Annotated in this window: 24 protein-coding genes; all 24 read right to left on the bottom strand. The window is 41.8% G+C overall.

What is annotated here, in order from left to right; genetic code table 11:
* Positions 1-39 precede the first annotated feature (39 nt).
* Positions 40-2511 carry a stage II sporulation protein E gene (spoIIE, locus tag J2S11_RS17220; protein WP_307396637.1) on the bottom strand — a complete coding sequence of 824 codons (2472 nt, stop codon included), beginning with the start codon at positions 2509-2511 and terminating at the stop codon, positions 40-42.
* 455 nt (positions 2512-2966) lie between these two features.
* On the bottom strand, positions 2967-3464 hold the full coding sequence (locus J2S11_RS17215; RefSeq protein ID WP_307396635.1) for a S1 domain-containing RNA-binding protein: 498 nt from the start codon (positions 3462-3464) through the stop codon (positions 2967-2969).
* Between the two features lie 102 nt (positions 3465-3566).
* Positions 3567-3941 carry an FtsB family cell division protein gene (locus tag J2S11_RS17210; RefSeq protein ID WP_307396633.1) on the bottom strand — a complete coding sequence of 125 codons (375 nt, stop codon included), beginning with the start codon at positions 3939-3941 and terminating at the stop codon, positions 3567-3569.
* Positions 3942-4067: 126 nt separating this feature from the next.
* Positions 4068-4682, bottom strand: coding sequence for a spore cortex biosynthesis protein YabQ (gene yabQ / locus J2S11_RS17205; protein ID WP_307396631.1), 615 nt, complete (start codon positions 4680-4682; stop codon positions 4068-4070).
* Positions 4679-4978: a sporulation protein YabP gene (gene yabP, locus J2S11_RS17200; RefSeq protein WP_307396630.1), complete on the bottom strand. Its 300-nt coding sequence runs from the start codon at positions 4976-4978 to the stop codon at positions 4679-4681. The genes yabQ and yabP overlap by 4 nt, the downstream gene beginning before the upstream one ends.
* Before the next feature lie 162 nt (positions 4979-5140).
* The gene (locus J2S11_RS17195) at positions 5141-5425 is read right to left on the bottom strand and encodes an RNA-binding S4 domain-containing protein (protein WP_307396628.1); all 285 of its coding nucleotides are present in this window, start codon (positions 5423-5425) and stop codon (positions 5141-5143) included.
* Positions 5425-5697, bottom strand: a complete 273-nt coding sequence (locus J2S11_RS17190) for an HU family DNA-binding protein (RefSeq protein WP_307396626.1) — start codon at positions 5695-5697, stop codon at positions 5425-5427. Before J2S11_RS17190 ends, J2S11_RS17195 begins: the two co-directional genes overlap by 1 nt.
* A gap of 91 nt (positions 5698-5788) precedes the next feature.
* Positions 5789-6853: a MazG family protein gene (locus J2S11_RS17185; protein WP_307396624.1), complete on the bottom strand. Its 1065-nt coding sequence runs from the start codon at positions 6851-6853 to the stop codon at positions 5789-5791.
* A 96-nt stretch (positions 6854-6949) separates the two neighbouring features.
* Complete coding sequence (locus tag J2S11_RS17180; protein WP_307396622.1) at positions 6950-8584, bottom strand: putative polysaccharide biosynthesis protein; 1635 nt, start codon at positions 8582-8584, stop codon at positions 6950-6952.
* A 166-nt stretch (positions 8585-8750) separates the two neighbouring features.
* Positions 8751-9293, bottom strand: coding sequence for a stage V sporulation protein T (gene spoVT / locus J2S11_RS17175; RefSeq protein WP_307396682.1), 543 nt, complete (start codon positions 9291-9293; stop codon positions 8751-8753).
* A 317-nt stretch (positions 9294-9610) separates the two neighbouring features.
* Positions 9611-10600: a peptidylprolyl isomerase gene (locus tag J2S11_RS17170; RefSeq protein ID WP_307396620.1), complete on the bottom strand. Its 990-nt coding sequence runs from the start codon at positions 10598-10600 to the stop codon at positions 9611-9613.
* Complete coding sequence (gene mfd, locus J2S11_RS17165; protein ID WP_307396618.1) at positions 10590-14132, bottom strand: transcription-repair coupling factor; 3543 nt, start codon at positions 14130-14132, stop codon at positions 10590-10592. The genes J2S11_RS17170 and mfd overlap by 11 nt, the downstream gene beginning before the upstream one ends.
* 76 nt (positions 14133-14208) lie before the next feature.
* Positions 14209-14439, bottom strand: a complete 231-nt coding sequence (locus J2S11_RS17160; RefSeq protein ID WP_307396617.1) for an anti-sigma-F factor Fin — start codon at positions 14437-14439, stop codon at positions 14209-14211.
* 89 nt (positions 14440-14528) lie between these two features.
* Positions 14529-15089 carry an aminoacyl-tRNA hydrolase gene (gene pth, locus J2S11_RS17155; protein ID WP_307396615.1) on the bottom strand — a complete coding sequence of 187 codons (561 nt, stop codon included), beginning with the start codon at positions 15087-15089 and terminating at the stop codon, positions 14529-14531.
* A gap of 233 nt (positions 15090-15322) precedes the next feature.
* Positions 15323-15976 carry a 50S ribosomal protein L25/general stress protein Ctc gene (locus J2S11_RS17150; protein ID WP_307396612.1) on the bottom strand — a complete coding sequence of 218 codons (654 nt, stop codon included), beginning with the start codon at positions 15974-15976 and terminating at the stop codon, positions 15323-15325.
* A 122-nt stretch (positions 15977-16098) separates the two neighbouring features.
* A complete protein-coding gene (locus J2S11_RS17145) occupies positions 16099-17049 on the bottom strand; it encodes a ribose-phosphate diphosphokinase (protein ID WP_307396610.1) in 951 nt (316 codons plus the stop codon).
* Between the two features lie 93 nt (positions 17050-17142).
* Positions 17143-18525, bottom strand: coding sequence for a bifunctional UDP-N-acetylglucosamine diphosphorylase/glucosamine-1-phosphate N-acetyltransferase GlmU (gene glmU / locus J2S11_RS17140; RefSeq protein ID WP_307396607.1), 1383 nt, complete (start codon positions 18523-18525; stop codon positions 17143-17145).
* A 246-nt stretch (positions 18526-18771) separates the two neighbouring features.
* A complete protein-coding gene (gene spoVG / locus J2S11_RS17135) occupies positions 18772-19065 on the bottom strand; it encodes a septation regulator SpoVG (protein WP_307396605.1) in 294 nt (97 codons plus the stop codon).
* 122 nt (positions 19066-19187) lie between these two features.
* Positions 19188-19571 (bottom strand): RidA family protein, encoded by a 384-nt coding sequence (locus J2S11_RS17130; protein ID WP_307396603.1) that lies wholly within the window; start codon positions 19569-19571, stop codon positions 19188-19190.
* Positions 19572-19793: 222 nt separating this feature from the next.
* Positions 19794-20621 carry a pur operon repressor gene (purR, locus tag J2S11_RS17125; protein WP_307396601.1) on the bottom strand — a complete coding sequence of 276 codons (828 nt, stop codon included), beginning with the start codon at positions 20619-20621 and terminating at the stop codon, positions 19794-19796.
* Positions 20622-20688: 67 nt separating this feature from the next.
* Positions 20689-21552, bottom strand: a complete 864-nt coding sequence (ispE, locus tag J2S11_RS17120) for a 4-(cytidine 5'-diphospho)-2-C-methyl-D-erythritol kinase (protein ID WP_307396599.1) — start codon at positions 21550-21552, stop codon at positions 20689-20691.
* 247 nt (positions 21553-21799) lie between these two features.
* A complete protein-coding gene (locus tag J2S11_RS17115; protein WP_307396597.1) occupies positions 21800-21988 on the bottom strand; it encodes a small, acid-soluble spore protein, alpha/beta type in 189 nt (62 codons plus the stop codon).
* A gap of 74 nt (positions 21989-22062) precedes the next feature.
* Positions 22063-22341: a biofilm formation stimulator Veg gene (gene veg / locus J2S11_RS17110; protein WP_307396595.1), complete on the bottom strand. Its 279-nt coding sequence runs from the start codon at positions 22339-22341 to the stop codon at positions 22063-22065.
* A gap of 212 nt (positions 22342-22553) precedes the next feature.
* Positions 22554-23381: a sporulation peptidase YabG gene (gene yabG, locus J2S11_RS17105; RefSeq protein WP_307396593.1), complete on the bottom strand. Its 828-nt coding sequence runs from the start codon at positions 23379-23381 to the stop codon at positions 22554-22556.
* Between the last annotated feature and the right edge of the window lie 58 nt (positions 23382-23439).

The following is a 23439-nucleotide window of genomic DNA, read 5'->3' as shown; positions in this document are numbered from 1 at the left end:
TTTATCAGCTTTAACAAGGCAGGAGCGTTCTATACCAATCTAGGAAATCTTAGAAGGCTTCTTTTTAATCTTCGGTATTCCTTGCATGGATATGGTAGACCACTGTGGGATGTTACGGTCAATGCGAGCGACAACAACGGTCATATCATCCACAATATGTCCTTGCTGATAGCGGACAACCTTTTCTAGTAGAAGGTCGGCTACCTCCTGAGGATCCTTGGTTACAATCTCAGAGATCATCCGTGTCATCCATAGCTCTTTATTTTCTACCTTACGCGGAGCATCATAGAGTCCATCCGTCATCATGATCAATAAATCTCCAGGCTTCAATTGCTCAGTAACTACATCTACGTCAATTTCATGTAGGATGCCAATAGGTAGATTGTGAGCGGTAATGGTTAAGCATTCATCCCCTCGTTTGATAAAGCTTGGCGTCGAACCGATTTTCAGAAACCTAGTTTTTGCCGTCTGTAAATCGATCATGGCTAAATCTAGCGTTGAAAAGATTTCATCCGATGAGCGCAGAGCCAGCACGGAGTTGATGGATTTAATAGCCACCGTTTCCTCAATTCCCGAATGAAGAATTTGCTGGAGCAGAGTGAGCGTTTCATTGCTCTCTTGATGAGCTCTTTCTCCATTCCCCATCCCATCTGAAATGGCAATAGCATATTTTCCGTTGCCTACCTCCATCGTGTTTAAATTATCACCGGACACCCAGCCACCCCCTTTTGCCGCACTGGATATCCCTGTGCTCACCTTGAAGGATTTAGCTGAAACCAGCTTCATTTTACAATAGCCATCCTGAAAGAAATCACATTCCTTTTGAAGCACAGTAATCGTTTCTCCAACGATCTCAGAGAGCAACGGGGCGATGATCTTGCCACACTCATCTCGTCCAAAGCACACAGGCTGACTAATTTCGATTTGTACGTTCCCTTCCTCTAGAGAGAGAATATCTACATATCTAATGGATAAGCCAATATCCTCAAAGGCGTCCAGGATTTGCTGCTCTTGAATATGGTGGACCTCCCCTTCCTTTTGAATTTCCCGGGCAAAGTTAGTCATGACCTGTGACACCCCAGAGAGCTGTTCAGCGACTAGTCTTCGCGATTCGTTCATTTTTTTCTTGTACATTAAATGTGTTTTGAATTGATCGAACTCTTGCGTCATGACCTCAAGAACCTTTTGCGATTTAACGCAGTGTCTAGAAAATTCTCCATGGGCGAACGTCTTCTTCACTTCTCCATGGCTGTGCAAATGGTTATAGCACTCCTTCATTAACCGATACGTATCATCAAATTTACGCTCCCAGCACTGCTCTTTTTTAAAGCAGCTCTGACACGTTTTTTCTGTAATCTGACTTAAAAACAAATCAAGGGTTCGATCCTGGTCCTCCTCAACCATAGTTGGCTGCATCGTAAAGCTATTGGATAGCTGCTGAAACACGGTAGAGAATTGCTCTACCTTATGTGAAGTGACTTCCCGTAGTCGCTTCATATAATCCTGCTGTACATTAGCGTGCTCCACTGTACCGGGGATAAACGATGAAATTTTCTGAAAAATAACTTTAGGAGTAAACAAGAATAAGACGATCGCTACCAGTGATTCATTCATCGTCTGCCAAATGGTTGCTTCACCGATATAAAAACCGATAAGCAGTGTACCCACAAGTAGACCTACAGCTACCCCGATCTTCTTCCCTTCTCTCAGTAAACCACCAAGTAAACCACTAAACGCTAAAAGACTCATTTGTAGCATAGCTTCAATATTGGAGAGACTTAAAATGATCCCGGTTACTACACCTACTGTTGCCCCAATCGCTCCTCCAGCCGCAAAAGCAAAGATCAGGATGGCATAGCGAGATAAAATATGCTCTAAGGAGAGCTCCATGACTATCCAACCAACGGTTCCCGTCATAACAGATGCAAGAAGGATGATCAAACAGACAATCTCCTCATTTTTTAAAGGCTGCGTTCTCTTCGCTACAGTGACTAATGGAAGGCTTTGAACGAAAATCAAGGTTAGCACCAAGCTTAAGGTGGCTTCAACCCCGGCCATCATTAGATGATAGCCTGTCCATTCTGTGAAAGCAGCAACTAGACTTTTACTTAAAAAGACAACGAAGAAGACGGCAAAAGGAGTATAGTTCATATCCGCTTTTCCCCATGCTTCCATCACTCTTTGAGCGATAAGGAATAAAGCCATACCGCCAAGTAAAGTCATTGGATGACCTAATTGATGAGTAAATGCTCCTAGAAGGATAGCAAACCCAGCTACATAGAGCCGATCACGCCGCAAATGGTATAACACCGCAAAAAAGGGAACAGCAAAAGGAGTCAGTTCTCCAATAATCATCGCTCGGCCTAACAGAAAACCTAGAAGCATATAAATGACGCCCCAGCGTTGAATAAATGTGTATAGCGCTTTACCCATAGAGCTGAATAGGGCTTGCTGCTTTTCGACTTGACCGATGAAAGGATGTAGGATTATTTGTTCAACTTTTCTAAGCATAGTAGCACCACCCGTTCTTTATAGTGCTACCATTATAAGCATGGGAGAAAAAGATTTTTTGTCAAAATTAAAGAGGCGTGAAAAAAAAGAGTACGACATATTTCCTCTGTATCGTCATTTTTCGAAAAAGGTTAGACCGTGTTAGGTGATTCGCGTTACCAATAGAGATATTCCACCCTTATTATGTGTAACATAGAAACGTACGATCGCTAGTAAGCGGAGGGAAACGATGTCGGATTGGAGGGAAATGTTTGAGGGTTTGTTACTTACTGACTAAATGATTTTGGAATAAAGACAGATCTACTTATATATAGGGAAAATAAGAGCAGAAGCTTCTAGTATTGAGGTAGACCATTCACTAGCTTGAGAGAAAATAAAAAAGGCAAGCTCAGCGAACGAGCTAGCCATTATATGAATGCTTCATCAAGCACGGTTCTTTATATACATCTTCCGTATTATCCTTTACGAGCTCCGCGTCCCCCACGTTTTGATTCGGTGTTTCGCTTTAGAGAAGTTAGACGATCCTCACTGTCCTTTAAAAACTTAGACATGATATCCTCGAATCCAACCTTTCTACGTGAATCTCCCCCACGACGATCAGATCCTCTGGAATCCCCTCGGCGATCCGAGCCACGAGCTTCAAAGCGACGTTCTGAGCCACGATGCTCTGTACGGCGTTCAGAACCTTGATGGGTAGGCTTCTTGCTTTCAACAGGGCGATCCTGAGCTTGCTTGATGGATAAGCCGATTTTTCCATCTTTTTCAATGTTAATCACCTTGATCGTGACCATATCATTCACTTTAAGAAATTCGTTCACATCCTTAACATAGTTATCGGCAATTTCACTAATATGAACGAGACCGGTTACTCCATCAGGCAATTCAACAAAAGCTCCAAAATGAGTAATCCCTGTTACTTTACCTTCCAACTTGCTGCCTACTTCAATTGACATTGACGAAATGATCCTCCTTAAAAATTACAAAGATTAGCTAATATAATATATTATACTTGAATGGCGAAAAGCGTGTCAATGAAAGCGATTAAGTGCTTTCTATTATTTTTCAGGAATTCTGAAGATAACCTCGCCTGGACGCGATAAAAAGTAATCTTTTCTAGCAATCTCAGCGATATAGTCGTGATCATTCAATCTTTTAACCTGATAAAGCAGCTCAGACTGTTCCTCATTAATCTGAGCAACCTTCTGCTGGATCGCTTCAAGCTCAGTTCTTTTTTCTTCAATCGCTGATTTTTGATCCATATAGGTGGTGCCCGCCCAAATAAAGAAGAGCAGCATAAAAGCACCGAACCATTTCAAGCGTTTGCTCCGTTTTCTTTTTATTTCAACCTCATCAGGATTAGGTTTTGTCTTTTTAATTGGTCCTGACGAAGATGGATAGTTGTGGGTTGAATATGGGGCTTGATTCTGCATAACATTTACCATCCTGTTTTTTATTCCCAAGGCACAGGTCTTTTCATACTAAAGCATATTCGTCTAATATTCTTCTTTTCTGTATGGACTGGCTTTTAAAAATCTATATCTATTAAGTTATATACCCTATTTTTTACTCTTATACAACCAGTTCGCTATATTTTTCAAAAATCCTTCACCTCCTAAAGTCCTATTTTTCTGCTCAGGATCATCTGTTGGAGGTGATTTTGATGAATTTGGCCTCCACCTATGCCATAACGCTTTACCCCATACGCCAAAGGGACGAAGGAGGAAGGCCATGATCTTATATAGAAATTTGAATATGGAAGCGACAGCACCCAAAATAAAAAGAATAACGATAGAAATGATTTTATATAACCATACAATAGGAATAATAAGGAAAATTCTAACGATCTGCCTCAGGGTCTTGTAGCTCCAATGTAACAGCTGAAGGATACCTTCTAGTCCTTTTCGATAGAAGCCTCCAAAAAGAGCCTGATAAGCAGCATAGCCACAGATAAGGGACAAAAAGATGTACACTCTCATCTGTCCAGTGTTGACGAACTGAAGCCATAAGAAAACGATCATTCCATTGATCATCCAAAATAACAGGTCTTGTGTCAGTATAAGCCAGGACTTCTTTTTTAAACGTAAACGGGCATACGTATCATAGCTTATTCCTAGAAATAACCCTGCTCCTATCATATGAAGCATCGTCAGAGCTTGAATACTGAGCGTCATTTAAATAACTTGCTAAAGATTCCTTTAGCTTTATCTCCGGACGAGGAATGATCAACGTACGCCATATCTATCACATAGCCTTCAATAGACACTAGACCATTTTCTACATTTAAGTTTTTCATATGCAGGTTTTGTCCCCGAATAGCTAAATATCCACCCTCTGTTTCTAGTAAAAATTCTTCGCTATCAAAGCTTTCTACATTGATGACACCGCTGATTTCCATTTTTTTGCGATTCAGCATTTTAATTTCGTGAGCTTTTGGTTCTGGCCGATTTAAGCGATTTTGTTCCATCATCGTACCTGTCCCTCCTTTTTATTAGTACATGTTATGGGACAGGGTCTAGATTTAGAACTACCAGACACAGAATCTTCACTCTATAGAACAAAAAAAGAAAATCCCTTCTTCCAAACGAATAAACGTTTCGAAAAAAGAGATTTTCTCTAAGCGCAGTCGCTATTAGATTCCATCCTCATCATCAGACGAAGCTGATATAGGGGTTTCAGATAGAACGGTATACATGTCAGCAGCTTCTTCCTTACGAGAGGACTCTTTAATATCATCCACTCTTACGGTGACAAGCTTTTGACCAAAGCGAATCGTCATTTCGTCCCCTATCTGAATGAGCTGACTCGCTTTTGCAGGCTTCTGGTTAATCTCGATTCGCCCTTGATCACAAACCTCTTTGGCCAGTGTCCGACGCTTGATTAAACGTGAAACCTTTAAGAACTTATCTAAACGCATTATTTTACAGCGTCTTTAAGTTTGTTACCAGCTTTGAAAGCAGGAACAGTTGTTTCAGGGATTTCGATAACTTGTCCAGTTTGAGGATTACGTCCAGAACGGCTAGCACGCTTACGAGTTTCGAACGTACCGAATCCAACAAATTGTACTTTGTCACCTTTTGAAAGTGCCCCAGTAATCTCATCTAAAAGTCCATTAATTACAGTTTCAACGTCTTTCTTAGTTAATCCGCTCTTTTGAGCAATATTGGTTACCAATTCAGTTTTGTTCATTGATAATACCTCCCTTTCTCAAAAAGATATTCGTTCTTTGTTCTTGAAATCCTTCTTTTTTAAACAAAAAAATATTTTTTTGAGCATTTTTTTATTTTCCCTGCTGTTCCTCACGCTTAATGCGCTCCCACTGCTCTATAACATCTTCGGCTTGTTCTAGCTTTTTCTGTCCGAACACATGCGGATGACGTCGAATCATTTTATCATTAAGGGACTGAATGACATCCTCCATGTTAAATAAACCCTCGTCCTCACCGATCTGAGCGTGCAGGAAAACCTGCAGGAGTACATCTCCTAGCTCTTCCACAAGATGATCAATATCACCCTCTTCAATAGCCTGTACAACCTCACTAGCTTCCTCTAGTAAATATTTGGTTAAGCTTTGATGGGTTTGCTCTTTATCCCAAGGGCAGCCATCTGGTCCTCGTAGCTGACGAAAAATCTCTCTAGAGCGATAATATTGCCTATTTACCGCCTCAGGCTCCTGTGTAGGCGGAACATATAGGGCTGTTAGATTACTAAGAAGAGTGATTCGATCTAACTCATAGAGTGGGATAGAGAGCAGCTTTTCCTGACTGCTCCCTGCCGCCTGAACGACGGTGATGGGATGCTCATCCGGAAAAATGTCCATAAGTGTAAGCTTTACCTCTGAAGCCACGTAACTGTCATACACTTGAGTAATGACCGTATGCTGCTGAGGCTGCAAGTGATGAGCTTGCAGTCTTAACGCATCATGGAAGCCTAAGCCTTCTACAGGGTCTACCTGAATACTAGCTAATAACGGATCTAAGAAGCTCTGCCCCCCAAGAATATTGATCTGGCATTGCTGGTGCGCCGCTTGCTCTAATAGAAGCTGAACGGTTTTTTCCGCTACAAGGGGATGTCCTGGAACAGCATAATGGATGACATGATGCTGCTTTACGGCGGCAAACAAAGCGTCAGTGATGTGCTGGTAAACCTGCTCAAACTGCTCGTGCTGCTCATAAATCGCATCAAAGGCTTGATACTGAAGCCCTTGCTCCTCTAGCTCCTGTACAACAGGATGCTCCTTTGTTCTAAGATAAAGCTGCTTAGCCTGCTGTATTTCCTTATACACACCAAGCGTCATTTGCTGTAGATCTCCTGCTCCTAGCCCAAGTACATGAATCGAGTACATATCAGCTCTCCCTTCCATATAGGCTCGTTTAACCTGTTTTCCGCCAAACAGCTTACTACCTCTCTCCATTTGTGTGAAAAATACATCTAATCTAGATTATTTTAATAGCTTCAGTCTCTGTAAAATAGGGATGAGCTTATTGATTTTCGGAATGTTAACTAGCTCCTCTTTCGTTACCGCTCCAAAACGGAGAAGCGCTACCCCAAACACAGCAACTCCAATCAAGACCGCTACTAACGCTACAAACGAATATAATAGTCTTTCATGTGAGATGATATTAGCCAATCCTAGGGATAGACCCTTCATGCTCAACCATACGAATAAAGTCATCGCTAGAACGGCAAACACTGGTTTACTAAAGAATTTGTTAAACGATACTTGTAAGCCTGTATATTGATATAACGCGATTAGGTTAAGTATAGTAGCAACAGCATAAGCGGCAACTGTAGCAGCTGCTGCTCCTTCAATTCCCCATATCGGAATCAATAAGATATTTAGAATCGTTTTGACAATAACACCAATAAATAAATTCCTAGCAGGTATAATGACCTGTCCTAATCCTTGTAAAATAGCTCCAGACGTAATACCCAGTGTAGAAAAAACGGTTGTAAACGCTAGGATGGCAAGAGCTGTTGTCCCTTCATCCGTCTTATATAGCATGATATTTACAGGACCTGCTAATGTAGCTAGACCGAAGGAAGCTCCTAGTCCAATAAATAGAGTGAGTCTCATTGCAATTTCAGAACGCGCGGCAATCAATCCTGTATCCTTTCTAGCGTGTGCCTCTGAAATAGAAGGTACAAGAGCTAGAGATAATGCTGTAGCAAAGAAAGCAGCAAATTGAACGAGGGGTTGTCCTCGATCAAAAATTCCTTTAAGCTCTCTTGATAATTCCGCTTCCCATCCAGAATTGATTAAAATCTTAACGAAGGAAAATGCATCCACCAATTGAAATAACGGAAGAACCATGGCTCCTAAGCAAATTGGAATGGCTAAATAAAGTATTTTTTTCATAAGAACCCAGGCTGATTCCTGCTCGAAAACCTTTGTTTGTTGGCCTTCCTTTACGGTTTCTTGCGTTGTTTTCTTCACTCTCTTCCAGAATAATAAAAGGACAAGCAAGGCGGCTACAGCCCCTGTAAAGGCGCCAAAGACAGCTCCCGCTCCTGCATAATATTCATCATAAGAATTTTGTATAAACCAGTAGCTTAACGCAAGGATCGTCACTACTCGAATGATTTGCTCCACGATTTGAGACACAGCCGTTGGAATCATATTTTGATGCCCTTGAAAATAGCCTCGAATAGCGGCCATGACCGGAACTACTAAAAGGGCATAGGACACACTTCTAATCGGCATAATGAGGCGCTCATCCTCCATATATCCTGCAATTACAGGAGCAGTGAAGTAGAGAAGTAAAAAGAAAAATACACCTGTGAGAGATAAAACGACGGTCGATACTCTAAAAACTCGTTTTGCTCCCTCTTGGTCTCCTAAAGCTAAGCGCTCTGCCACAAGCTTAGAAACGGCTATAGGGAAACCTGCTGTAGCTAAAATGAGAAGCAGACTGTATAGAGGATATACCTGCTGGTACACATAGAAGCCTAGATTCCCTGTAATATTTTGATAAGGAATTCGGTATACGACTCCTAGCATCTTAGAAAGCAATGCCGCGATAGCCAGTATAGCCGTTCCTTTAAGTAATAGTTTTGTTTTATCCTGCCCCGACATGTTTTGATTTTCTCCTCTCCTGCCAAACTGCAAACATTATATCATACAATCACATACAAGCGTGATAAGGCGTAAAAACACTTTATGAACTCTGTATAGTCAGTTAAACAATAGGTAACCCCGTACCACTTCATGGCACGGGGTCAGTAGGGATTTAGCGAATGTCTTATTGCTCCATTTGTTTCCCTAGAAATCCTGCTGCAGTTTCGGTTAGCTTTGTTTCAATATCCCCCATTTTGACCCCATCTTTTTTACTCAATAAAACGACGGCACCAATCGGATCTCCACCCGAAACGATAGGAGCGACACAAAGCGATGTGTATTCATCCTGCACTTCCTTACAAATTTCGTATGTGCCTTTTGTATCTTCGACTATGGTTTTTCTTTCTTCCATACTGGTTTCAATCACTTGACCTACCGTTTTGTCTTGATATTCCTTTTTAGAAACTCCAGATACAGCAATAATGGCATCACGATCAGAGATTAAAGTTACATGTCCTAAGCTTTCATAAAGTGCATCGGCATATTCTTTGGCAAAATCCCCTAGCTCTCCAATTGGGGAATATTTCTTTAGAATCACTTCTCCTTCACGATCCACAAAAATTTCTAGGGGATCTCCTTCTCTTATGCGTAATGTGCGTCGAATTTCCTTAGGAATCACCACTCTCCCAAGATCATCAATACGACGAACAATTCCTGTAGCTTTCATACTCATTAAAACCCTCTTTCTAAGATGTAATTGGTCCTTGCTGAGAAAAAGTTAAATCCGTTTACATCAGAACCTGTCTCGTTGCTGTGGGTTCGATATAAGTGGCTTTTCTTACTTTTCCCATATTCCCTATTTTTAAGCATCGAGGGTGTAAAAATTTCTCTTTATGCTCATTTGCTTGTATTCCATCATATAAACATTCAGCAGATACATGATTTAGGAAAAAAGCTATACAAATGCAAGGAAGCAGTCTGTGAGCTGTGCTCACAGGACTGCTTCTTCCATGTTAGGCAGACAACTTCTCTTAGCTTGTCCTATTATAGATGAACCTCAATAATTTGATCAGGTAATGTTTCGATGTAATATTGATTTAACTTTTCCTCGGCCAACTGGCTATATAAAAATTCGCTAAGCTCTTCAAAGGACTGAGTTTGACGATCCTCTACACGAATAATATGGTAGCCAAATTGAGTCTGAACAGGCTCACCAATCTCATCGATTTCTTGATTATAGGACGCATCAGCAAACTCTGGAACAAATTGAGTCACAGGGAAGCCTTCAATTAGTCCACCATTAGCTGCACTTCCTGTATCATCTGAATGCTCAGTAGCTAATTCAGCAAAATCAGCGCCAGCTTGAAGCTGAGCATATAGGTCGTCAGCGATTTCCTTAGCTTCTTCCTCAGTACGATCCTCAATATTGATTAGAATATGACGGACATCGACCATGGTTAAGTCCATAATATACTCATCATACATCGCTTGGGCATCCTCTTCAGTAGCCTGCTGTCTAAAGTAATCAATCGTTAGGAAGTAATGAAATAGGCTGTCCTTCAGCTGCTCTTCACTGCTTTGGAGATTCGAATACGCTTCCTCTAGCTTCTCTTCTCCGTATTGTTGCTCAAAATTGCTCCAAAACTGTTCCATTTGCTCGGATGACCATTCGTCGTTCTCCACTTGAGGAGCAAGAATGCTTTGCATCACCACAAAATTAACTGCTTCTTGACGAAACTCATCGTTATTAATTTGAGCCTGTGCTGGGTTAATGAAGCCCTGAAGCGCTAAAAAGCGAGCCATTTCTTCTCCATTGACCTCTCCACCTTCATACTCAGCTACAAGTGCGTCTGCTCCAAGGTTTGTTAGGTCAAGCTCAGGAAACGCAACTTCCTCTCCTTGGACAGGAAGCTCTGGATTTCCCTCCCCTTCCTCCGTGTTTTCTCCATTACCATCCGTATTGTTGTTACATGCTGCGATGACCCATACCAGGGCAAGCATCATGAGTATAAGTAAGCCTTTTTTATAACGCATGCTTTTCTTCTCCTTTCAAGATGTTTTCTTGATCTAGCTGGGTAACAAACTGTTCAACTAAAGTCAGCCATTCACCCTCTGGTAGACCTTTTGTTTTAAATGATATCCCGATTTGACGATCTGAGATAAGCCCCACTCTCCGACCGTACTGATTGGCAATATGAAATAAACGACCCCCGTCTATCTTATCATTTTGGCTTGCGTGAAACATCATTTTTAATGTGTCATTTTTGAGAATAAGAGATTCCATCCCTAGTTTCATCGCATAGCCTTTTAATCGGGCAACAATGAAAAGACGAGCTACAGGCTCTGGTGGATGGCCAAAGCGATCCAGGAATTCCTCTTCCAATTCTTGCACATCTTCAAGCGTTTGTACAGCGTGTACCTTTTTATACATTTCGATTTTTTGCTTTCCATCCTTAACATACGTTTCTGGAATATACGCATCTACATGCAAGTCAACCTCAAGCTGAGGCTTTTGCTGCTGGGGCTTTTCGCCTTTAAGTTCATCAATAGCTTCCTTCAATAATTGAGAGTACAGATCAAAACCTACGGATGTAATAAAACCGTGCTGCTCGGCTCCTAGTAAATTTCCTGCGCCACGTATGGACAGGTCCCGCATAGCGATTTTAAAGCCTGAGCCTAGCTCTGTAAATTCCTTGATAGCCTGCAATCGTTTTTCAGCTACCTCTGTAAGAACCTTGTCTCTTTGATACGTAAAGTAGGCATACGCCATACGATTAGAACGCCCCACACGTCCACGAAGCTGGTAAAGCTGGGATAAGCCCATTTTATCCGCATTGTAAATCAAAAGCGTATTTACATTTGGAATATCTACGCCCGTTTCAATAATCGTAGTACTTACAAGAACATCAAATTCTCCCTCTAGAAAATCGATCATAACCCCTTCTAGCTCAGATTCCTTCATTTGACCATGGGCGATCGCTACTCTTGCATCAGGGACAAGCATGCGAATTTGTTCTGCCATTTGCTCAATCCCCTGTACCTGATTAAATAGAAAGTAGACCTGCCCTCCTCTCGATAGCTCTCTTTCGATCGCTTCTCGAACTAAGGCTCCGTTGTATTCCACCACATACGTCTGAACCGGAAAACGATTTTCAGGTGGTGTTTCAATAACAGATAGATCACGAACCCCTAGCATGGACATGTGTAAGGTTCTAGGAATCGGTGTGGCGGTCAGCGTTAATACGTCAATATTCTCTTTTAATTGCTTGATCTTTTCTTTATGAGACACTCCAAAACGCTGTTCCTCGTCCACGATTAATAATCCTAAATCCTTAAACTCTAAATCCTTGGACAGCAGACGATGTGTTCCTATGACAATATCAACCAGACCAGTTTTAAGCTTTTTAATCGTTTGGTTCTGTTCTTTTCTTGAACGGAAGCGACTCAGCACCTCTATTCCAATCGGATAGTCGATAAAGCGCTCACGCATCGTTTCATAATGCTGCTGGGCAAGAATCGTAGTTGGTACTAGAATGGCCACCTGCTTACCATCCATGACCGCTTTAAACGCAGCTCGTATGGCTACTTCAGTCTTGCCGTAGCCCACGTCCCCGCACAGCAAACGATCCATCGGTCTGCTTTTTTCCATATCCTTTTTGATTTCCTCGATCGCTCTTAATTGATCCTCTGTTTCCTGATAAGGGAAAAGAGAATCGAATTCCTGATGCATATCAGAGTCTTTGGCGAAGGGAAAGCCTTCTGTTGCTTCTCGTTTAGCGTAAAGCTTGATTAAATCGGCAGCAATATCCTTAACAGAGGATTCGACCTTACTCTTAACCTTCTTCCAGTCACTTCCCCCAAGTGAATATACCTTTGGCTCGTGGTCATCGCCACCTACGTACTTCTGCACCTGATCAATTTGCTCTACAGGAACATACAGCTTGTCGTTTCCAGAGTATTTAAGATGTAAGTAATCCTTATGAACTCCATCAATCTCCAGGGTAACAATCCCTAAATATTTTCCGATTCCATGGTTGATGTGGACCACATGATCGCCCACATTTAATTCGGAGTAGTTTTTGATTCTTTCCGCATTGGATAACTGCTTTTGCATTCTGCTTTTCTTTTTTTGCTGCTTCGTGAAAATTTCAGATTCTGTAACCACAACAAGCTGATGAAGGGGCAGCTCAAAGCCAGCATGTAGTCGACCAATCATAATAAGAGGCTCTACACCCACCTGGATCCTGTCAGGAACATGAATATTCACATTAATATCAAAGTCTTCTAAGACTCGCACCATGCGCTTCGCTCTTTCCTCATCACTAGCTAAGAAAATGACCGCCTGCCTGCTTTTTTGCCACCTAGATACCTCTCCTTTAATGATTGGAATCTGTCCATGAAAATTTTGCATGGATTTCGAGGTGAAGTTGACGATATTTTGAGGCTGAATCTGAGCTAACTGTCGCAAAAATAAGGAGACATGCAGAACAGGACGCTTCAAATTCGCTCTCCATTCTTCAAAAGGATAGGCCATACTTAGGTCTGACAAATACTCCCCTGTTTGAACGAGAGACATTTTCCAATCTAATTCTTCTTTTTTGTAGTATTCCTCTGACTCTATAATTCTAGCAGGCTCGTCAAATAGCACCACCGCTTTGGAGGGTAGATAATCAATAATTGTACTTGGCTTTGGATACAAGCAAGACACGTACTTATATAGACTCTGAAATACACTGTTTTGTTGTAGCTGCTCCAATTCCCAACCAATATTCTCTACAAGCTTATCCTGAACCTGCTGATCAGCCGTTTTCTGTAGCTGCACCTGTAGCGCTTTTTCAATGTTTGCTTTTGCGTAAGCAAAATGCTCCGGACGAACTAGAAGCTCTACCGTTGGACCAATGGCTACCTGCTTCATCGTTTCCAGAGAGCGCTGGGTAGACAAATCAAAGGTACGAATAGAATCAATTTCCGTATCAAAAAGCTCAATACGAATAGGAGCCGCTTCAGATGCTGGATAAAGATCTAGGATTCCTCCCCTGATACTATACTCCCCTTGCCTTTCGACCATTCCTACTCTTTCATATCCTAGATACAAAAGATGCTGTTGAAAGGCTTCAAGATCTAAGTCTTGTCCCCACTGTAACGTTACACTCGCATTTTTCCAATCAGCTACAGGAGGAAGAAAGCGTCGTACTCCAGCTAAAGGGACAATGACTACACTTTTTCTTCCCTTCAACAATTGATTCAGAACCTGAATACGCTGTCCCTTAAGCTCAGGGCTGGCGGTAGCAATGTCGGATGAGATAAGGTCGTTAACAGGATAAAGCTGTATGTCGTCTTCGTCCAACCACTCTATTAAATCTTCATATAGTTTTTGAGCATGAAATAAATTGTGAGTGACCACTAAGATAGAATGATCCTGCTCTTGTAGAAAAGAACTAATAAATAAGGACTTAGAAGAACCACTTAGGCCGGACACTAATTGCTCTTGAATGCCTTTTTGATGAGCTGTTAGTACGTGCTGGAAGTCCTCCCCTTTGGAAAAATGCTGTAGGATTTGTTGCATAATATCCTCCTCTCTGCTGTAACTCCATCTCTTTAACTACAAAGAAGCCTTAGAAAACCTAAGGCTGATCCGCATGCTATTGTAGGATGTTAGGATGTAGTAATAATTCAGGATGACGTTGAATCGTATCCTGACAATGTTCACAAACGATGTGGACATGAGTGTCACCATTCTCTTGTTTCTTCAAAATATTCTCTTTCTCCTCAGGAGATAGGGTATGAAACCCTAGCTCTTGTTCATTTAGTTGGTTATTTGTCAGCAATCCAAGCTGTTGATTACAGTAACGGCAGACATACCGATAGGACATGATGGAACAACCCCTCATCCATTTTTAAGTCATTCTCTAGTATGTCTCAAAAAGGGGCATCTCATTCGCTACATCTATACTATACGTGTCTACCCATTGTACTTATTCATCACTTTAGTAAAATCATCTTCCCCTATAAAAGCGGTACTAGCTTTAGAGGCATGGGCCAGCATTTCTTCTAGCGTATCCTGTTGCTCCAAAGGAAACTGACCTAGGACATAGGAAACGGTATCCCCGAATTCAGGTCGACCAATACCCATCTTTATGCGCTTAAATTGATCTGTACCTAAGTGAGCAATAATCGATTTTAGCCCATTATGTCCACCTGAGCTCCCTTTATACCGCAGCTTAATTTTCCCAAACGGCAGATCCAAATCATCAAAGATGATGAGAATATTCTCTACTGGAATTTTGTAAAAGTTCATGACCTCTTGAATGGACTCACCTGATAGATTCATAAAGGTCATGGGCTTCAGCAAAATAATTTTTTCCCCTTGATAAACACCCTCTGCGTATAATCCCTTCCACTTGCTTTTATTTAAATCCAGACCTAGTTCATCAGCGATATAGTCAATGGATAAAAAACCAATATTATGACGTGTTAGCTCATATTTGGGACCTGGATTTCCCAATCCTACGATTAGCTTCATATTTTCAACCCCTTACCATTCCTACATCTGACTAAAGCGCTTCCTCAGCGCCAAATTTCCATGTATGTTATCATCTATCGGTCACATGTTAATCCTCACCCTAGTGTGACTGTTTAAGTAGTAGGGCGTTGTCGCAAACATACATTTAAGGCGCAACCGAAATGGTTACGCCTTGCTTATTTATTTCCTATTGTATACTTTTTGAGGCAAAAGGGGAACTAGGGAAGGACAATTTATTCGTTTTCTTCCTTCTCCTCTGCTTTATCAGTGCTCTCCTCTTCACCTTCAACCAGAGCTGGCTCTGCTTCTTCATCAATTTGCGGCTCTTCAGGATCCGTTTCTAGAGTAGGTGGAAGCACAGAAACTATGACCGTTTCTTGATCGGCTACAAGCTCGAAGTTACCCTCCACTTGTACATCAGCAATCGTTAGTTGGTCACCGATTTCCATTTTGCTCACATCTATTTGGATACGTTCAGGAATATCTGCTGGAAGAGTCTCTACTTCAAGCACATGCGCCTGCTTCTGGAGCACGGCTTTATCCTTCATGACTGCTTCTTCTCCTACCCACTCTATAGGGACTTCTACAATGGTTTTTTGCTTCAGATTAATTTCCTGAAAGTCTACATGAACCACCTGTTCCTTCAGTGGGTTTTTCTGAACATCTACAATCATTACTGTGGATGAACCACTACCCCATTTTAGTTGAACCAACACATTACTGCCGTGATCCCGTATGAGTTTAATTAGCTCTGCCTCTTCTACGAATATAGAGGTACTGTCTATATTTCTCCCATATACTACAGCGGGAACCTTTCCTAAACTACGCTGCTCGTTCATGTATGACTTTTGAAGGCTTTCCCGTTGCTCTGCCTGTAACGTTTGCATGACACCTCACCCTTCCTTTTCATCGTTATCTAATACTATTCCCCTGAAGGAGGAGGAACAAACCTTGAGAGAACCGGACAAAGACTTACTATCGTTATAGGTTAAGAACTCGAGGTTTATGTTCAATCAAAAAGCTTACTTACAGAAAGCTCCTCATGGACACGAATTATCGCTTCCCCTAATAAAGAGGCAACGGAAAGCACCGTAATCTGATCGTTTTGTTTTTCTTCAGAGAGTGGGATGGTATTTGTGACTATAAGCTCTTTAATTTTAGATGCACTGATACGTTCCATCGCTGGGCCAGACAGCACAGGATGTGTACAGCAAGCGTACACTTCTTTAGCACCACTTTCTGCTAACGCATTCGCTGCTAGCGAGATGGTTCCTGCTGTATCGATGATGTCATCAATAAGGATAGCCGTTTTTCCTTCAATATGACCAACAATGTTCATAATTTCAGCTACGTTTGGTTGTGGTCTACGCTTATCAATAATAGCAATCGGAGCCTTCAAACGCTCAGCTAGCTTTCGAGCACGTGTCACACCACCATGATCAGGGGATACCACTACGACATCCTTCAAATCTTTTTCTAGAAAGTATTCAGCTAAAATCGGAACTCCTAAAAGATGATCCACAGGGATATCGAAGAAACCTTGGATCTGTGTGGCGTGCAAGTCCATGGTAATTACACGATTTACACCAGCCACTTGAATTAAGTTGGCCACTAGTTTTGCTGTGATTGGATCTCTTGCTCGTGCTTTTCTATCCTGTCTTGCGTAGCCATAGTATGGAATCATTACATTAATACTTTTAGCTGATGCTCGGCGCAGAGCGTCCACCATCACAAGAAGCTCCATGATATTATCATTTACTGGAGCACAGGTGGATTGAATTACAAAGACGTCTGCCCCCCGAACACTTTCATTAATATGAACAGCAATTTCTCCATCACTAAAATGATTGACATTGGCTTTCCCTAAGGTAACACCGATATGCTCGCATATTTGTAAGGCAAGTGCTGGGTTTGAATTACAGGTGAAAACTTTCAACTTTGGGTCGCGATAATTGGCCATGATTCCTACTAACCTCCGAGTTTGTTGTTTCGATCTAGTAGACTTGATCAGGATGTGTACGAGCTACTAAAGCATGTACGAATATGATAAGCCTTATTTAGTCTTCTTTTTTTCCTTTAGCTTTTGTGCGTAGTTTTCCTTTGTTACTTGACGTTGACGTGCGATGGCAAAGCTATCTCCAGGCATAGAGTCGGTAATGGTCGATCCTGCTGCAATATACGCTCCAGGACCAATCTGTACAGGAGCCACAAGATTCACATTACAGCCTACAAAGCTTCCTTCCTCCACAACAGTACGGTGCTTTTGTGAACCGTCATAGTTAACGGTGAGTGAGCCACAGCCCATATTAACCTTCGCTCCTATATCTGCGTCTCCTACATAGCTGAGATGTGGAATTTTTGCTCCATCTCCAATCGTCGAATTTTTAATCTCTACAAAATCGCCGATTTTACTTCCTTTTCCTATGCTAGAACCTGGGCGAATATAAGCGTAAGGACCAACTGTAGTGGTATCACCCACTTCACTCTCTACTAAAACAGCATACTCAATCGCAACACCGTCACCAATGTGTACATGACGAAGCTCTGCGTAAGGTCCAATCACGCAGTCCTCTCCAATGACCGTGTGTCCCGATAAAATAGTGCCGGGCAAGATGGTCGTGTCCATGCCGATCGTAACATCGGGTCCGATATACGTATTTTCAGGATCTATAATCGTAACTCCTTGGAGCATATGCTGCTTATTAATGCGCAAACGCATCAGCTTTTCTGCTTCCGCTAAAGCGATTCTATCATTTACGCCGTGTGTGACATCCGTATCCTCTGTTAGAAAAGCAGCCACTTTATGATTTTGTTTCTTTAAAATCTCAATACAATCGGTGATGTAATACTCTCCCTGGGCATTTTGATTCGTTAATTTGTCTAAGGTGTTTACTAGATGCTCATTACTAAAGCAATAAATCCCTGTATTAATCTCTTGGATTTCCTTTTCCTGAGTAGAGGCATCCTTGTGCTCTACAATCTTGAGCACATTTCCATGCCGATCACGAACAATTCTACCATAGCCAGTAGGATTATCCATATTGGCTGTTAAAATGGTGACAATTGCTTGCTCCTCTTCATGAAATTGAATAAGCTCCTCTAGTACTTCTGCTGTAATTAAAGGGGTGTCTCCATACAAAATGAGGGTATGTCCCTGCTTTCCTTCTAGCTGATCCTTAGCTACCTTGACAGCGTGCCCCGTTCCTAGCTGTTGCTCTTGAAGCACGTAGGTTACGTCAGGACCTAGCTGCTGGCGAACATCCTCTGCTCCATGACCCACAACCAAAATAGTTTTCTGTGGATTCATTCGCTTGGCGGCATCAACCACATGCTGAACCATTGGTTTACCGCAAACAGGATGAAGCACCTTATACTTCTTGGATTTCATTCTTGTCCCTTTACCTGCTGCTAAGATCAGTGCATATCTATCGTTCATATAAACCTCCACGAAACGATTTATTCTTTCTGACTATATCTTAATCTCTCTCATTTTTCAAGAATCGAACGCCCATTATAAAAACTAAGGCTCTTCATCCAACCCTATGAATACAGCCTTAGACGGATCATACCTTAGAAAAACTTGGCTTATCGTCAAGCCCTTGAGCGTAAGCCTTAATTTTTCTGCTTAAAATAAAAAAAGAAGACTCAACTTTGGTTGAATCCCCCTCTTTGCCGTATTGAATTATGCCCCAGCTTCTTCCACCTGTAATTCCTCTGCATGTTCGCCTGCTGCGTCATACTCAGCTAAAACAGCGTCTTGAATCTTCTCACGTGTCGTAGAAGATATTGGATGTGCAATATCTCGAAACTCTCCATCTGGAGTGCGTTTTGAAGGCATCGCTACGAACATTCCGTTGTTCCCATCAATGACGCGAATGTCATGTACGACAAACTCGTTGTCAATAGTGATAGAAGCAATTGCTCGCATTCTTCCGTCCGTATTTACACGGCGAAGTCTAACGTCGGTAATTTCCATGCTTTTCACCACCTTTTACCAAAATAAAAGTCTTGAGAATAAAATTCAACAAAGGTGGGAAAAACTCCTTCTTCCAAATCAAAAAAATTTCGCACATTTCACATTTTTTTCACATTTATGCGTCAACTTTTCACAGCTATGCATTCTATCTCGACTTTTACGTCCTTAGGAAGTCTAGCCACCTCGACAGTAGAACGAGCTGGTTTTGTTGATCCAAAGTAGGATTCATACGTTTCATTAAGGGCTACAAACTCGTTCATGTCCTTAATAAATACGGTGGTTTTGACAACATCGGACAAGCTATAACCAGCTGCCGCTAGGACAGCAATTAGGTTTTCGATGACTTGTTTGGTCTGTTCTTGAATACCACCCTCTACAAGCTCTCCTTCCTTATTCAATGGAATTTGGCCTGATGTAAATAGGAACTCCCCTACTTGCATCGCTTGAGAATATGGTCCAATAGCTTGCGGGGCTTCGTTTGTTTGTACTACTTTTTTTACTGTCATGTGTACATACCTCCATTTTTTATTTGATTACGTCTTTTTGAATGGTAAAAAAATCCTTGTCAAAGGGAATATCTTTTTAGAAAGAGGAGTTTATCCAACATTCCTTCCTAAAGCCTATTCTATATTAAAGGTGCAGGTTTGGCTCTCTTTTTTCAAAAGAAAACCTTAACCTGCACCTTCATTAGTTGGTTCATAGTATTTATTTTCGAACTCCTAAAGACTCTACTCTAGGTTGTCAAAGAGACTTCCTGTCTCCATCGTAATTTGCTTGTTTGTTGAGTCAATATGCTTAATTCGAATCAAAGAACGAACTTGATCCACTAGCCTTTCTTCTTTGTGCTCCGCTTCTACAAAAACACATGTCCCTACGACCTCAGCTTGGAACTCAAGCAGGAGATCCATCATACCGCGTATGGTGCCTCCCGCCTTCATAAAATCGTCCATAATGAGGACTTTAGCGTTGGCCGGAAGCGCTCTACGTGAAAGGGACATCGTTTGTATACGCTTGCTAGACCCTGACACATAATTAATACTTACAACTGAACCCTCTGTTACCCGATTATCACGACGAACAATAATAATCGGGACATTTAAGTACTGTGCCGTTGCGTACGCTAAGGGAATCCCTTTCGTTTCAACAGTCATTACATAGTCCACATCCAGTCCATGATAGGCAGAGCAAAAGATTTTGCCCAGCTGATTCACGATCTGTGGCTGATGTAAATAGTCCGACATGTATAAATAGCCGCCTGGTAGGATTCTCGATGAGTCCTCTAACCCAACTCGAATCTCCTCTACCCATTTTTTCGCTTGTTCCATGCTTACCTTCGGCATATATTTAACACCACCAGCTGCTCCTGGTAGTGTTTTAAGTTCTCCAAGCTGCTCTAGTTCAAACACTTCTTTAATAATTTGTAAGTCCTCACTAATCGAGGATTTAGCTGAACCATAGCGTTCAGAAAAATAGGTCAGAGGAATCAGGAGGTGAGGTTTCTCTAGCAGATACTGGGTCATATCTGCGATTCTAGCACTGCGACGTAATTTTTTCACGTACAATAACCTCCTAAACCCGAATATTATGAAGGTACTATACCATTTTTATACGTTTTTTATCAAGCTATTTTCTCTCACCGATAGAACGTACGACGTACACATCCCGACAGAAACCCTTCAAAGCGTTATACAGGCGTTGTACCTTGGATTCCTTCTGTGTAATGGCATAAACGGTAGGGCCACTGCCTGACATTAGCACCCCATCCGCTCCATCCTTCTGCATTCTTTCCTTGATCCTCTGAACCTGAGGGTGCTCCTTCAAGGTGACTTCCTCTAGGACATTACCTAGTGTAGCTGCCATCGTAGGAAAGTCTTTCTCCTTAATGGCTTCAATCATCCGTTCCGTGTTCGGATGCTCCGTTATTTCACTTGCCTTAAGCTTTCGATAGATGTTCCCTGTAGACACCCCGATAGGTGGCTTGGCTAGGATCACCCAAAAAGGAGGCGGAGAAGGTAGAGGATGAATAATCTCTCCTCGACCAGTAGCTAAAGCTGTCCCCCCATAAATGCAAAAAGGAACATCTGAGCCAATCTCTGCTCCAATTTCAGCCATTTGCTCTATCGATAGATTAAGCTTCCACAGTTCATTTAATCCTTTGATGGCCATCGCTGCATCACTTGATCCACCTGCTAGCCCCGCAGCAACAGGAATATTCTTCTCAATGTAGACGGACACCCCTTGTTCCACACCAAAGCGCTCCTGAAGCAGTTTAGCTACCTGATATACAAGATTCCTCTGATCCGTTGGGACATAGCTTGCTGAGCAGTCCAATATAATTTTTTTATCCTCTCGTAAAGTAAAATGTAACTGATCTGCTAAATCAATAGTCGTCATGACCATTTCTACTTCATGATAACCGTCATCTCTTTTATGTAAAACATCTAGTGTTAAGTTTATTTTAGCCGGAGCCTTATAGGATACGTTCATGTCTTGTCACCACATTTCCCCAGATTGCCCTAACATTTTACCATTCCTTAAGAAAGTTGACCATAGCTAGGGGAAAAATCCTTATGCATTAGAAAACTAATAAATGGCTAATCATACTCCTATTAGAAAAACTTGGCTTATCGCCAAGTCCTGGCGAAAGCCTTAGTTTTTCTTATACTATCTACCTGCAAAACATATAAATTCTGAAAGTACAAAAAAACGGGGCTGGTTTAGCCCCGTATCGTTTCTATTCTTGTTTATGGTTCTGCTGTACAAGACTTTGCTGAGCTATTTCAATCGCGCGTTTGACCATGTTCCCGGCATCCTGTGCTCGAATTCCTCCCCATCCCTCTTGCTGGACGGTATCATAAAATCCTAGCTCTTTGGCTAATTCATATTTCAACGCTTCTGACATGATCCCACGTCTTCTACCCATGATTCTAGCCCCCTTTATAGAAACGATATCTATAGTATGCTCTGAACATAAAGAAAGTAGACCCCAAAGGAAGTCTACTGTTTCACATATGTGATTCGAATTTGTTCTTGGTTGTCTTGATATACGGTTAGTTCAACCGTCTCTGTGAGTATATCTGCGTAGCTGTAAGAAACTCGTTTAAAAGCATGCTGTTCTTCATCTAGCTTGATGATAAAAACAGAAGGATATGTTTCTTCTAACACCCCTGTTCTTTCAACGGTTTTCCGGCGACCGCCGTTCGCCTTTAGTAAAATTCGCGAGCCGATGTGCTCATCCAAACTGCGTTTGATATCTACTAACGCATTTCTTCCCATCCTACTACCACCTCACTCGAAATGATTGTACCATGTCCCGCCCAAAAAGTCAAGCAAATTATACATTATAGCAAGAGGACAATTTAGTTGTCAATTACTTTTTTATGATTTCCGTAAATTTGACAAAATATGTGGACAAACAACAAAAAACACCCCACAATTTTTTGTGAAAGTGCTTGTAAGGTGGTGCATATGCGGGTCATGAATTGTCCCTATTTCAACTTGGGCTTCCCCATTCTGTATGTTCCTCTTGTATCAATGCCACCTAAGCCTGAGCTACCAGTGACAGAATAATGCAGAATCTGTTTGACATTAATGATTTGATCAATCGATGTATAACAAGCCTTTTCCACAATAAAAACGGGATCTAAGGCATGAATATTCACTCGCTCAGGAGAACTAGCAAAGTTGGCTCCGGAGGAAATAAGGGCCTCAAAATGCGATTGACAGGCTCCTGCAAAGATAATCAGATTATCCCGATGACGCTCATATTCTCTAGCTAGCTTTACAGCCTCGCAAAAGTAGCTAGAATGGCGATACGCTTTGAGATCATTTCTCTCCCCTTTTGTTTTGCTGTAGGCATCATGTCCAGTCATAATTAAAATCTCTGGACGGAGCTGGTTCAGAAGCTCTGTGACACGATCTGGCATTTCCTTTTCCGGCATATGAATCCCATAAACAGGAATGTTTAGCTCCCGGTAGACCTCCATACACTTCTTAAGATAATTCGCATCCCCATCCATATGCAACACACGGCCCGGGAGCTCGAAGAAGCCGTCACCCTCACCTTCCGAGCTCTCCCTGTCCTGTTTGATCTGCTCCACTGAGCTTGAAGTTCTTTGCTCGTCGAGCTCGCGTAGCTTATCTCGTGTGTCGTCATCGATGCGCACCAAATCCTCGAGAGGAGCATCGGCAAACAGTCTCATATCAATGCCTTTAAGCTCTGCCTCCTGTGTCTTATGATCTATGGCAATGATCCGAAAATGAATATCGACTTGATACGATTTTCTCCCTACAATATCTCCAACCTTAAAAGACATACTCCAACCTCCTCTGCTACTACCGTATGCAAATGATGAAGGTTAGGTGTATGTCATT

Origin of the sequence: Bacillus horti (assembly GCF_030813115.1) — a bacterium.
Classification (GTDB): Bacteria; Bacillota; Bacilli; order Caldalkalibacillales; family JCM-10596; genus Bacillus_CH; species Bacillus_CH horti.
Note: the sequence above shows the minus strand (reverse complement) of the source record. Positions and strands in the feature narration are given on the sequence as shown.